At 65.8% G+C, this 12,685-nt stretch carries 11 protein-coding genes; 7 read left to right on the top strand and 4 right to left on the bottom strand.

Annotated features, from left to right (window positions below; translation table 11 throughout):
* The first annotated feature begins 14 nt into the window (after positions 1-14).
* From ABQY64_RS01450 to ABQY64_RS01440, 3 genes are read left to right on the top strand one after another with little or no spacing between them, the layout of a single operon-like run.
* The gene (locus ABQY64_RS01450; RefSeq protein ID WP_024939006.1) at positions 15-326 is read left to right on the top strand and encodes a DUF3649 domain-containing protein; all 312 of its coding nucleotides are present in this window, start codon (positions 15-17) and stop codon (positions 324-326) included.
* Positions 323-1,939: a PepSY-associated TM helix domain-containing protein gene (locus ABQY64_RS01445; protein WP_349780164.1), complete on the top strand. Its 1,617-nt coding sequence runs from the start codon at positions 323-325 to the stop codon at positions 1,937-1,939. Before ABQY64_RS01450 ends, ABQY64_RS01445 begins: the two co-directional genes overlap by 4 nt.
* Positions 1,936-2,271: a DUF3325 domain-containing protein gene (locus ABQY64_RS01440; RefSeq protein WP_016902052.1), complete on the top strand. Its 336-nt coding sequence runs from the start codon at positions 1,936-1,938 to the stop codon at positions 2,269-2,271. Before ABQY64_RS01445 ends, ABQY64_RS01440 begins: the two co-directional genes overlap by 4 nt.
* Positions 2,272-2,280: 9 nt before the next feature.
* Here ABQY64_RS01440 and ABQY64_RS01435 read toward each other — a convergent pair whose 3' ends face one another.
* From ABQY64_RS01435 to ABQY64_RS01425, 3 genes are all read right to left on the bottom strand, one after another.
* Entirely contained in the window at positions 2,281-2,808 is a 528-nt protein-coding gene (locus ABQY64_RS01435; RefSeq protein WP_047127832.1) for an RES family NAD+ phosphorylase, read from the bottom strand.
* Entirely contained in the window at positions 2,805-3,179 is a 375-nt protein-coding gene (locus ABQY64_RS01430; protein WP_016902050.1) for a hypothetical protein, read from the bottom strand. The genes ABQY64_RS01435 and ABQY64_RS01430 overlap by 4 nt, the downstream gene beginning before the upstream one ends.
* A gap of 86 nt (positions 3,180-3,265) precedes the next feature.
* Positions 3,266-3,886 (bottom strand): TetR/AcrR family transcriptional regulator, encoded by a 621-nt coding sequence (locus tag ABQY64_RS01425; protein WP_349780163.1) that lies wholly within the window; start codon positions 3,884-3,886, stop codon positions 3,266-3,268.
* A 128-nt stretch (positions 3,887-4,014) separates the two neighbouring features.
* On the opposite strand from ABQY64_RS01425, the gene ABQY64_RS01420 reads away from it, so the two are divergent.
* The 4 genes from ABQY64_RS01420 to ABQY64_RS01405 all read left to right on the top strand — a co-directional run bounded on the left by ABQY64_RS01420 (position 4,015) and on the right by ABQY64_RS01405 (position 11,259).
* Positions 4,015-5,178: an isovaleryl-CoA dehydrogenase gene (locus ABQY64_RS01420; RefSeq protein WP_349780162.1), complete on the top strand. Its 1,164-nt coding sequence runs from the start codon at positions 4,015-4,017 to the stop codon at positions 5,176-5,178.
* A gap of 10 nt (positions 5,179-5,188) precedes the next feature.
* Entirely contained in the window at positions 5,189-6,799 is a 1,611-nt protein-coding gene (locus ABQY64_RS01415) for a carboxyl transferase domain-containing protein (protein WP_349780161.1), read from the top strand.
* A 242-nt stretch (positions 6,800-7,041) separates the two neighbouring features.
* Positions 7,042-9,069, top strand: a complete 2,028-nt coding sequence (locus tag ABQY64_RS01410) for an acetyl/propionyl/methylcrotonyl-CoA carboxylase subunit alpha (RefSeq protein WP_349780160.1) — start codon at positions 7,042-7,044, stop codon at positions 9,067-9,069.
* 102 nt (positions 9,070-9,171) lie between these two features.
* The gene (locus ABQY64_RS01405; protein WP_349780159.1) at positions 9,172-11,259 is read left to right on the top strand and encodes a S9 family peptidase; all 2,088 of its coding nucleotides are present in this window, start codon (positions 9,172-9,174) and stop codon (positions 11,257-11,259) included.
* Positions 11,260-11,408: 149 nt separating this feature from the next.
* Here the strand turns inward: ABQY64_RS01405 and ABQY64_RS01400 are convergent, their stop codons facing one another.
* Positions 11,409-12,617: a putative peptide maturation dehydrogenase gene (locus tag ABQY64_RS01400; RefSeq protein WP_104593702.1), complete on the bottom strand. Its 1,209-nt coding sequence runs from the start codon at positions 12,615-12,617 to the stop codon at positions 11,409-11,411.
* Positions 12,618-12,685: the final 68 nt, after the last annotated feature.

Genomic DNA, 12,685 nt, shown 5'->3' with positions numbered 1-12,685 from the left:
GCCTGGCTGATCCGATGTCCACCGCACCGTCCCTGCCGCTTCCCTGGTTCAGGCGCCCCTGGCTGGGCGTGCTTGGGCGCACGCTGGCGGCGATGTTTGGCGGCTATGCACTCGCCAGCGCCACCAATCTGCTGCTGGCGCTGGTCCTGCCGATGCCACGCAGCGAGGCGGTGTTGACCAGCATGCTGGTCGGCATCGTGGTGTGCGCCTGCGCGCCGCTATGGGCCTTCGCCACCGCCAGCGTGTGGCGCGCCTGGGCCGGCATCGCGGTGCCGGCGGCGCTGATGTTCGCACTGGCCGCATGGCTGCAACGGGGCGTGGCATGAAGCAGGGATTCCGCCAGTCGATGGCATGGCTGCATACCTGGACCGGGCTGCTGGTCGGCTGGGTGCTGCTGTTGATCTTCATGGGCGGCACGGCGAGTTATTACCGCGACGAAATCAGCCGCTGGATGCGCCCGGAATTGCCCACCACCACGGTGAGCAACGCAACCGCGCTGCGTAGTGCCGAGCAGTATCTGCAGACGCATGCAGCCGATGCGCAGAGCTGGAACATCACCTTGCCGGACACGCGCAATCCGGTAGTCAGCATGTACTGGCAAAACCCTGCGCCAGCCGATGGCAAACCGGCCAGCCGCCGCGAGATGTACGGCAACGCCATCATCGACCCGGCCACCGGCAAGGAGATTTCCGCACGCGACACCCTGGGCGGCGAATTCTTCTACCGGCTGCATTTCGATCTGCATTATCTGCCGGTGATGTGGTCGCGCTATATCGTCGGTTTCTGCGCGATGTTCATGCTGGTGGCAATCATCAGCGGCGTGATCACGCACAAGAAGATCTTCAAGGATTTCTTCACCTTTCGCCCGGGCAAGGGCCTGCGCTCGTGGCTGGATTTCCACAATGTCAGCGCGGTAACCGCGTTGCCGTACCACGCGATGATCACCTACACCGGCATCGTGACCTTGATGTTCATGTACCTGCCGTGGGGCATCAAGGCGCAGTACCCCGACAACGAAATGCGTTTCTACGAAGAATCCGCCAACCGGGTCGCCGATACGCGAAGCGCCTCCGGCACGCCGGCGCGCATGCTGCCGCTGGAACAATTCGTGGCGCGTGCGCGCAGCGACTGGCGCGGCGGTGAGGTGGGCAATGTGGCGGTGTCGCTTCCCAACGACGCGCATGCGGCGGTCGGCGTCACCCAGCGCGCTGGCAATCTCTCCACCGATGCGCCATCCATCTTGTTCGATGCAATCAATGGACAGCGCCTGCAGCGTAGCGGGCCGCCGGGCGGTGCCAGCCAGACGCGTGGGGTGATGGTGGGCCTGCATATCGCCCACTTTGCCGGGCCGTGGATGCGCGCGCTGTTCTTCGGCTCCGGTTTGCTCGGTTGCCTGATGGTGGCCAGCGGCGTGGTGATGTGGGCAGTGAAGGAACGCCCCAAACACCTGAAGGCTGGGCGCATCGGCTTCGGGCTGCGGTTGGTGGATGCGCTCAACATCGGCACGGTCGCCGGCCTGCCGATCGCCTTCGCCAGTTTCTTCTGGGCCAACCGCTTGTTGCCGGTGGGCCTGGAGGGGCGCGCGGCGATGGAGGCCAATCTGTTCTTCGTCGCATGGGCCGCTGCATTGCTGGCCGCGTTCGTGTGGCCACGGCGCGCGATGTGGAGCTGGCAGCTGTATCTGGGTGCGGCCTTGTTCGCGTTGGTGCCGGTGGTCAATGCGATCACCACCGATGTGCATCTGGGCGTGACGTTGCCGGCCGGGCAATGGACGCTGGCCGGGGTCGATCTGGTCTGCTTGTTCCTTGGCGTGTCCCTCGGGATCGCGGGATGGCGCCTGCAACACTGGAAGGCGCCGCAACCGGCATCGGCACGACGCGCGCGCGCCACTGCAGCCGCGCCTGCGCAAGGCAGCGTGCCGATGCAGGAAAGCGCATGAGCGTGTGGCTGTTGCTGGCGCTGAATTTTTCCGGATTCGCCGCGCTGTGCCTGGCGATGGACAAGCATCAGCAGGAAGTGCGTGGCCGCACGCTGGGAGCCGCACGTTCAAGGCAACTGCGCGTGCTGGGTTGGCTGCTGTTGCTGCTCACCTTCGGCCTGGCGGTACACGCGCAAGGCTGGGGCATCGGCCCGGTGTTGTGGCTGGGCACATTGACCGGCGCTGCCGCGCTGCTGTCGCTGTGGCTGCTGCCGTATCGGCGTGGGTTGATTCTGCCCACGGCTGTGGCCGCGCCGGTGCTGGCGGGTGCGCTGCAGCTGTTGCTGGGTTGAAGGGCCCCGCTACGCCTCGATCGGCGGATCGCCCCAGCTACGCCCGTCGCGCGGCAGGCGGCCATCGTCGAGCACGCGCAACACCTGTTCGGGCTGCAGCATGTCCAGAAACAGCACTACGTTGATGCCCTCCGGCAACGCCATGCTGGGAAAGATCACGCCCGGTATCTCCGCCTCGCGCAGCATGTCGCCGAGCACCCAGCTCACCGGTTCGATCTTGTTGACCAGGGCCTTGCGCCAGTCCTCGATCCAATCGGCCCAGAGCGGATCCCAGCTTGCATCGAGCAGGCGCAGATCGGCCAACGCCGGCAGCTCGGCGGCGTAACTGACCAGGGTCAATGGCGGCAGGAACAGCGCGGCCTGCGCATATTCGGCGGCAGCGGTTTCCAGCTGCAGCGATAGATACAGCGCCGGCTGCCCGAAACGATTGAAACGCCCGCCCGAGCGTGCCGCACCGGCACCGCTCAGCGGTTCGGCGGCCCAGCGCGGGGTGAAGGCGCGATACAGCGTGCAGTGCGCCGGGGCGCTCAGCTTCAACCGGCGGCCCCCGAGGCGACGGTGCGCAGATAGGTCAGCGCATCGTCGGTGCGGCCCTGTTTGACCACTTCCAGCAAGGTGGCGAATTCGAACGCGGGGATCGGGGTGTTCTTGAGGTGGAACACCACCTGGCGTTCGTCCGGCTGGAGCTGCGTCATCGCCACCAGCAGACGCGACAGGTTGCGTAGCAGGTCCTGCACGCGCGGGCTTTCCGGATGCACGCGCAGGCTGTTGCGATGCACACCAGCCAGCTCGGCCAGCTCCTGCTGCGACAGATCCAGCAGGCCGGCCATGGCCGAGGGCGACAGGATGGTGCGATCCGGCACGCGCAGGCGTTCGGTCAGGGCCAGGGGATTGAGAACGGCGACCATCGCACAACTCCAGCAAGACGAGTGCACAGTATATGCACAGTCAGCAGCATCTATACAGCCCAGCTGGACGCTCAGTCAGTGCACTGTCAGTCCGCCGGCTGGCGCGCGCCGACCGCGCGCAGGCAGAACCCGCAGATCGCCTCGACCAGTTGCTCGCCCTGCTGCGGGTCGCCGCGACTGGGGGCGATCGGTCCCACCAGCGCCTCGGTGAAGGCGCCGACGATGCAGGCCGCCGCCGCGTCAAGCGATTGCGGCGGAAACTCGCCGGCCGCCACGCCTTCGGCGAGCAACTGGCGGAACACCTCGCCGAACAGGCGCCGGCCACGGATGCGCTCGGCATCCACCTCGCTTTCCACCGGCTCGGCGATGAAGGCGTATGCCAACGCCGGGCCGGCCAACGCGCGCCGCACAAAGGTGGCGATCGCATTGCGCAGGCGCTCGGCAGCGCTGGCCCGGGTGGTGGTGATGGCGCGCAGGATGGTCATCTCGCGCTGCACTGCCGCGTTTAGAACTTCCACGAAAAGCTCGGCCTTGGACGGGAAGTGGCGGTAAATCTGCCCGGTGGACACGCCGGCGGCAGCGGCGACGGCGGTCACCGGCGCATTGCGGTAGCCGCCTTCGGCGATCAGGGCGCGGGCCGCGTGCAGGATGCGTTCGCGATTGCCGGCCAGGCGTTCTTCCATCAGGGCGGAGCGTCGATAAGCCATGGTGTGATTCTGGGTTCAATAGTTGAATTTTAGTTCACTTTTTCATTGCGGACCGCTAGGCTGCGCACAAACGCCGTGCGGCCTGCCCGCTCCCACCCGGCACATCCCGATCCCTGCGGAGTCGCACCATGCACGTGCCGTCCCTGAATTTTGCGCTTGGCGAAGACATCGATCTGCTGCGCGAAAGCGTGGCAGCCTTCGCCAGCCACCATATTGCCCCGCTCGCCGCCGCGGCCGACCAGGACAATGTCTTCCCTGCCCAGCTGTGGCGCCTGTTCGGCGAGCAGGGCCTGCTCGGGCTGACCGTGGAAGAAGAGTACGGCGGCAGCGGCATGGGCTACCTGGCGCATGTGGTGGCGATGGAAGAAATCTCGCGGGCCGGCGGGGCCATCGGCCTGTCGTACGGCGCGCATTCCAACCTGTGCCTCAACCAGCTGCGCAAGAACGCCACACCGGAACAGAAGCAGCGTTACCTGCCCAGACTGTGCACCGGCGAGCATGTCGGCGCGCTGGCGATGAGCGAGGCCGGCTCCGGCTCGGATGTGGTGTCGATGAAGCTGCGCGCCGATGCGCGCGGCGACCGCTATGTGCTCAACGGCAGCAAGATGTGGATCACCAACGGCCCGGACGCCGATGTGCTGGTGGTGTACGCCAAGACTGACCCGGATGCCGGCGCACGCGGCATCACCGCCTTCATCGTCGAGAAGGGCATGCCGGGATTCTCCACCACGCAGAAACTCGACAAGCTCGGCATGCGCGGCTCCAACACCTGCGAGCTGGTGTTCATCGATTGCGAAGTGCCGGCCGAGAATGTGCTGGGCACGCTCAACGGCGGCGTGCGCGTGCTGATGTCCGGGCTGGATTTCGAACGTGTAGTGCTGGCCGGTGGCCCGTTGGGCTTGATGGCTGCGGCGATGGACGTGGTGCTGCCGTACGTGCACGAGCGCAAGCAGTTCGGCGCGCCGATCGGCACCTTCCAGTTGATGCAGGCCAAGCTGGCCGACATGTACGTCGGGCTCAACGCCTGCCGCGCGTACGTGTATGCGGTGGCGCGCGCCTGCGATGCCGGGCTGACCACGCGCCAGGATGCGGCTGGCGCGATTCTCTACGCGGCCGAAAAAGCCACCTGGCTCACCGGCCAGGCGATTCAGGTGCTGGGCGGCAACGGCTACATCAACGACTACCCCACCGGGCGCCTGTGGCGCGATGCCAAGCTGTACGAAATCGGCGCGGGCACCTCGGAGATCCGACGCATGTTGATCGGCCGCGAGCTGTTCGAACGCACCGCCTGACGGAGCCACCATGAGCGTGATCACCAGCCAGCTGCAGGTCAGCGGCGAGAGCTTCCAACAAAACGCTGCTGCGATGCGTACCGTGGTGGAGGATCTGCGCCGCACGCTGGCGCAGACCGCGTTGGGCGGCAGCGAGGCTGCGCGTGCCAAGCACAGCGCACGCGGCAAGTTGCTGGTGCGCGAGCGTATCGATGCCTTGCTGGATCCGGGCAGCGCCTTGCTGGAAATCGCGCCATTGGCCGCGCACGGCATGTACGACGATCAGGTGCCATGCGCCGGTGTGGTGGCCGGCATCGGGCGCGTGTCCGGGATGGAGTGCGTGATCGTGGCCAACGATGCCACCGTCAAGGGCGGCACCTATTACCCGATGACGGTGAAGAAGCATCTGCGCGCGCAGGAAATCGCGCAGCAGAACCGCTTGCCGTGCATCTACCTGGTCGATTCCGGCGGCGCGTTCCTGCCGCTGCAGGATGAAGTGTTTCCCGACCGCGATCACTTCGGGCGCATCTTCTACAACCAGGCCAACCTCTCGGCCAACGGCATCCCGCAGATCGCCTGCGTGATGGGCTCGTGCACCGCCGGCGGCGCCTACGTGCCGGCGATGAGCGATGAAACGGTGATCGTGCGTGAGCAGGGCACGATCTTTCTCGGCGGCCCACCCCTGGTCAAGGCGGCCACCGGCGAAGAAGTCAGTGCCGAAGAACTCGGCGGTGCCGATGTGCACACGCGCATCTCCGGCGTGGCCGACCACTTTGCCGACAACGACCTGCAGGCCCTGGCACGCGTGCGCGCCATCATCGCGCGGCTCAACTGGCGCAAGCCGCCTGCGTCGCTGGCGCTGCAGGCACCGCTGCCGCCGCGCTACGCTGCCGACGAACTGTATGGCGTGATTCCCGCCGACACGCGTAAGCCCTTCGATGTGCGCGAGGTGATCGCCCGCATCGTCGACGACTCGCAGCTGGACGAATTCAAGCCGCGCTACGGCAGCAGCCTGGTCACCGGCTTCGCGCATCTGCATGGCTACCCGGTGGGCATCATCGCCAACAACGGCATCCTGTTTTCCGAGTCCGCGCTCAAGGGCGCGCACTTCATCGAGCTGTGCACGCAGCGTGGCATTCCGCTGGTGTTCCTGCAGAACATCACCGGCTTCATGGTCGGGCGCAAGTACGAACATGGCGGCATTGCCAAGGACGGTGCCAAGCTGGTGATGGCGGTGGCCTGCGCCAAGGTACCCAAGTTCACCGTGGTGATCGGCGGCTCGTTCGGTGCCGGCAACTACGGCATGTGCGGTCGCGCCTACTCACCGAACTTCCTGTGGATGTGGCCGAATGCGCGCATTGGCGTGATGGGCGGCGAGCAGGCCGCCAGCGTATTGGCCACCGTGCGCCGCGACGGGATCGAAGCCAGGGGTGGCGCCTGGTCGGGCGAAGAGGAAGCTGCGTTCAAGGCGCCGATCCGTGCGCAGTTCGAGCAGCAGGGGCATCCGTATTACGCCAGTGCACGCCTGTGGGACGACGGCATCATCGACCCGGCCGATACCCGTCGCGTGCTGGGGCTGGGACTGTCGGCCGCATTGAATGCACCGATCGAGACGACACGCTTTGGCGTGTTCCGGATGTGAGGTGGTGATGTCCGTTTGCAGGTGCTGCTCTTGGCTGTCTGGCGGTGTACACACACCTGCACGCAAGGCGTTGCGTGTCGCCTGGAGCAGTGCATGAGGCCGGGCGCGTTGCCTGCGTCGAGCAGCGCGTCGCGCGGGGGCGCAGCGGCGTTAGCAGCCATCGCACGGCGTGTGACGCAATCCATGCAACCGTCTTTCCATCGCAGTGCCCGCCAGCATGGCGGCGTGCAGAGAACTTCGTCATGACCCAGCGCGAACTCACCACCGCAGCAAGACCGCCCTATTTCGACAAGATCCTGATCGCCAATCGCGGCGAGATCGCGTGCCGGGTCATCGCCACCTGTCGCAAGCTCGGCATCGCGACCGTGGCGGTGTATTCGGATGCCGATCGCGATGCGCGGCATGTGCGGCTGGCCGATGAAGCGATCCATCTCGGCGCCGCACCGGCGCAGCAGAGTTATCTGCGTGGCGATGCGATCCTGGAGGCGGCACGCGCAAGCGGTGCGCAGGCGATCCATCCGGGCTATGGCTTCCTGTCGGAAAACGCGGCGTTTGCCGATGCCTGTGCGCAGGCCGGCATCGTGTTCATCGGCCCACCGGCGGCAGCCATCCGCGCCATGGGCGACAAGAGTGCGGCCAAGGCGCTGATGCAACACGCCGGCGTGCCGCTGACGCCGGGCTACCACGGCGACGAACAGGCACCGGCCTTCCTACGTGCGCAGGCCGATGCGATCGGTTATCCGGTGCTGATCAAGGCCAGCGCCGGCGGTGGCGGCAAGGGCATGCGTCGGGTGGATACCAGCGCGGCCTTCGAAGAGGCCTTGGCCAGCTGCCAGCGCGAGGCGCAATCGGCTTTCGGCAATGCGCAGGTGCTGGTGGAGAAATACGTCGAGCGGCCGCGTCATATCGAGATCCAGGTGTTTGGTGATACCCGGGGCGAGGTCGTCTATCTGTTCGAACGCGATTGCTCGGTGCAGCGCCGGCATCAGAAAGTGCTGGAAGAGGCGCCTGCTCCCGGCATGAGCGAACAACGCCGCGCCGCCATGGGCAAGGCCGCCGTGGATGCCGCGCGCGCCGTGGGTTATGTCGGTGCCGGCACGGTGGAGTTCATCGCCGGCCCGGATGGCGATTTCTATTTCATGGAAATGAACACCCGGCTGCAGGTCGAGCACCCGGTCACCGAGTTGATCACCGGCACCGACCTGGTTGAGTGGCAATTGCATGTCGCCGCGGGAGAGCCGTTGCCACTGCGGCAGCAGGACTTGCGCATCCATGGCCACGCGCTGGAAGCGCGCCTGTATGCCGAAGATGCCGACCGCGGCTTCCTGCCGTCGACCGGCACGCTGCGGCAGCTGCAGTTTCCCGCAGCCGGTGCGCATGTGCGCGTCGATGCCGGGGTGGAGCAAGGCGACAGCATCAGCACGTACTACGACCCGATGATCGCCAAGCTGATCGTATGGGATGTGGATCGCCCCGCTGCACTGGCACGCATGCGCGAGGCGCTGGCGCAATTCCATGCGGTGGGCGTCACCACCAACAGCGCGTTCCTTGCGCGCCTGATCGGCACCGCGTCGTTTGCGTCTGCCGATCTGGATACCGCGCTGATCGAACGCGAGCAGGCCATGTTGTTTCCCGAGGCGGTCAGTCCGGCCAATGCCTGGTGGTGTCTGGCAGCGGCGTTGATTGCCGACGCGTTGCCGAAGGCCGCCGCCGATCCGGCCGACCCGTTTTCGCCATGGCAACACACCGATGGCTGGCGCATCGGCGCGCATGCGGCGCGCAGCATGACGCTGGAGGCCGCGGGCGAGCGCCGCCAGTTCGGCGTGCGCCCGCTTGGCGATGGCTGGCAGGTCACGACTGCAGGCGATACCCACACGTTGCGCTACCACCTGCAGGGCGATGCGCTGCGCGTGGAAATGGATGGCCGGCAATGGCGCATGCAGGTCCTGCGCGACGGCGACACCCTGACATTGCGCGATGCCACGCAGCGGGCGACATTCCGCCACCATGACGCGCTGGCCGAAGCAGATCAGCCCGCGCACGACACTGGTGGCCTGACCGCACCGATGCCGGGCCGCATCGTGTCGCTGGTCGCCCCGGTGGGGCAGTCGGTCACCCGCGGGCAGGCCCTGGTGGTGCTGGAAGCGATGAAGATGGAGCACACCTTGCACGCGCCCGGCGACGGCACCGTGGCGGCGTACCTGGTGGCCGAGGGCGAGCTGGTCGCCGAGGGGGTCGCGTTGGTGGAATTTGTGTCCGCGTCTGCGTAGCGGCACCTGCCGGCGTGACCAACGGCACGTCCGCAACGGCCGGCCTTGGCCCTAGCGTGGGGAAAGCGGCTGGAGTGGCCGCGCCCCAGACCGGAGACGTCCATGCAACGCCTGCTTCTTGTTTCCAGCATGCTGCTCGCGCTGTCTGCCTGCAGCGACAACGCCGCGCCCACCACCGACAAGGCTGCCGCGCCAGCCCCGGCCGCTGCGCAAGCACCTGCGGCGCCAACCGAACTGATCACCCGCGATGCGCTGTTCGGCAACCCGGAACGGGCGAACGTGAGCATCAGCCCGGACGGCAAATACCTCAGCTGGGTCGCGCCGCTGGAGGGCGTGCTCAATGTCTGGGTCGCCCCGGTGGATGCACCGGATCAGGCGCGCGCGATCACCAAGGACACCGCACGCGGCATCCGCACTTATTTCTGGACCTATCAACCCAACACGCTGCTGTACCTGCGCGACAACGGCGGCGACGAGGACTTCCATCTGTTCTCGGTGAATCTGAGCGATGGCAGCAGCAAGGACCTCACCCCGTTCAAGAAGACCAACGCCGAGGTGTATCGCGTCAGCGCGCAGCACCCCGAGTCGATCATGGTCGGCATGAACGACCGCGATCCCAAATGGCATGACCTGTATCGGGTGGACCTGGCCTCGGGCAAGCGCAGCCTGGTGCAGCAGAACACCGACAGCCTGGATTCCTATCTGCTCGACGGCAACTACCAGCTGCGCTACGCCACGCGCGCCACCGACGATGCCGGCAGAGAGCTGCTGGTGCCGGACGGCAAGCGCTGGAAGAGCGTGGACCGCATCCCGTTCGAGGATGTCAGCAACACCTCGCCCGACGGGCTGACCGACGACGGCAAGACGCTGTACATGCAGGATTCGCGCAATCGCGACACCGCGGCGCTGTATGCCATCGACACCGCCAGCAATGCGCGCACGCTGCTGTTCGAAAACCCGCGCACCGATGTCGGCGCCACCTTGAACGACCCCAGGACCGGCGTGGTGCAAGCCGTGTCCACCGACTATCTGCGCGAGGAATGGAAGGCGCTGGACACCAGCATTGCCGCCGACCTGCAAAAGCTCAAGTCGCTCGGCAGCGGCGATGCCAGCGTTGCCGCACGCACCCTCGACGATCGCATCTGGATCGTGGGGTATTCGGCGGCAGAGACACCGCTGAGCTACTACCGTTACGACCGTGCAGACGGCGGCAAGCTGACCAAATTGTTCTCCGCCCGCCCCGCGCTCGACGGCAAACCGCTGGTCCCGATGTGGCCGCAGGAACTGACCGCGCGCGACGGCCTCAAACTGGTCAGCTACCTCACCCTGCCCGCCGAGGCTGACGCCAATCACGATGGCAAGGCCGACAAGCCGGTGCCGCTGGTACTGTTCGTGCATGGTGGCCCGTGGGCGCGCGACAGCTACGGCTACGGGCCGTATGAGCAGTGGCTGGCCAATCGCGGCTATGCGGTGCTGGCGGTGAACTTCCGTGGCTCCACCGGCTTCGGCAAGGCCTTCACCAACGCCGGCAACGGCGAGTGGGCCGGCAAGATGCATGACGACCTGCTCGACGCCGTGCAGTGGGCGGTCAAGCAAGGCGTGACCAGGCCCGAGGACGTAGCGATCATGGGCGGCAGCTACGGCGGCTACGCTACGCTGGTCGGCCTGACCTTTACCCCGGACGCGTTCAAGTGCGGCGTGGACATCGTCGGCCCGGCCAACCTCAACACCTTGCTCGGCACCGTGCCACCGTACTGGGCCAGCTTCTACAAGCAGCTGACCAAACGCATGGGCGACCCGGCCACCGAGGCCGGCAAGCAGTGGCTGACCGAGCGCTCCCCGCTCAGCCATGTCGACAAGATCAGCAAGCCGCTGCTGATCGGCCAGGGCGCCAACGACCCACGCGTCAAGCAGGCCGAGAGCGACCAGATCGTCAACGCGATGAAGGCCAAGAACATTCCGGTCACCTACGTGCTGTTCCCCGACGAAGGCCACGGCTTCCGCCGCCCGGAAAACAGCAAGGCCTTCAACGCAGTGACCGAAGGGTTCCTGGGCCAGTGCCTGGGCGGCCGCGTGCAACCGATCGGCGACGACCTGACCGGCTCCAGCATCACCGTGCCGGAAGGCGCCGACAAGGTGAACGGTCTGAGCGATGCATTGAAGACGCATACGCAGGCGATTCGGCGGTAACGCCATTGCGAAGTGCTTGCTTTGGATCTACGTCAGCGTTCGCCTGCAACGACGAGCGCTGACGGTTGTAGCGAGGTTCTCCAACTAGCCGGCATGCCTGACTTCCCTCGCCAAGCGGTCCAGATCGAGAGATGTGTGATGGTCTCTCGCTAATGGGATCCGATGTCCTTGGCCGCCTCTGGATCACGACCAGCCGGCCACACTGCCCCGCCGGGATCCAGCTCGGTATTGTTCATTTCCTCGCCACGCCAACCGAATCCGCAGATGGCCAGTGGGCCGTCCTGCAGGCCGTCCAGGCCAAGCGCCTGTTCGATGTCCACCTCGTTGATTGCCGAGGTGACAAACGCTCCCAGCCCCAGGTCGGTTGCGCTCAGATAAAGCGTCTGCGCGATATGGCCGACATCCAGAATCATTGCGCGGTAGGCCTTGGCGTGGTTTCGATACTTCCAGAAACTGCGTAAAAATCGCGGCACCAGGATCACCAGCACCGGCGCATCGGCAAACCAGTGCTGCCCGGACACGGCACGACGCGCGAAGTCCACCAGCGGCTGCGGTGGCGACTGCAATGGCTGCAAAGCATGATCGACAGGGCGATAGTGATAGAGACCGCTCGTCATTCCCTCGACACGCTGGACCAGCAGATAGGTTTCGGTGGGATGGAGACTGCCCCCTGACGGTACCGGCTTCTTCAAGAACGCGGTGTCGTGCCCCACTTCGATGCGCGCGCTTGCCATGACGCTGCGCTCAAGCATCTGGCCAAGCAAGATGGGTGACAGTGGACGCTGCCTATCGAAATTGCGACAGGTGACGCGACGCGACAGCAGCTCATCGAACGTGCCCGGGGTTGACCGCGGCAGGGCAATGCGCGCTTCGATGCCACCCTCGCCTCGGTCTACGATTTCTGCCGGGGGGGCGCCCAGTCGGCCGACCATGCCTTCTGCAGTTGTCAGGCCATGCGCTTCCATGGTGGCCACACTGTCTTCGCCGCTCCAGCGTGCAGATCGATGCCACAACGCGGCCAATGGCCACCAGCGCTGCTGCTGCACGCACTCGTCGTTGCGGCGGTGCTGAACATGTTGTGGTTGATCGCTGATCACAAGACCTTGCTCGATCAAACGCTCCGTCCAGATTGGCAACGGCTGCATCTGATCGATGGACTGCAAGCGCGAGGGACTCAACTCGCCCAACCATTCACGCTCTTCCTTTGAAACCTCCACCTCCGCCTCAAGATGAGGCGCGAGCGCCAGCCATCGTGTGCGGCGACGCAGGCCATCGCCCCCGGCAAGCAATCGTGCAAGATCAAACACCGAATCGTCGCGCAGTTCAAAAAACAACGTGGTACAGCGACGAATTTGCATAGGAACATCTCAAGGACGCATGAGCACGGTCGATATTGTGTCAGGTCCCACGTCATACGACAGCACAC

Source organism: Xanthomonas sp. WHRI 7065 (assembly GCF_040203115.2).
GTDB lineage: Bacteria > Pseudomonadota > Gammaproteobacteria > Xanthomonadales > Xanthomonadaceae > Xanthomonas > Xanthomonas arboricola.
Note: the sequence above shows the minus strand (reverse complement) of the source record. Positions and strands in the feature narration are given on the sequence as shown.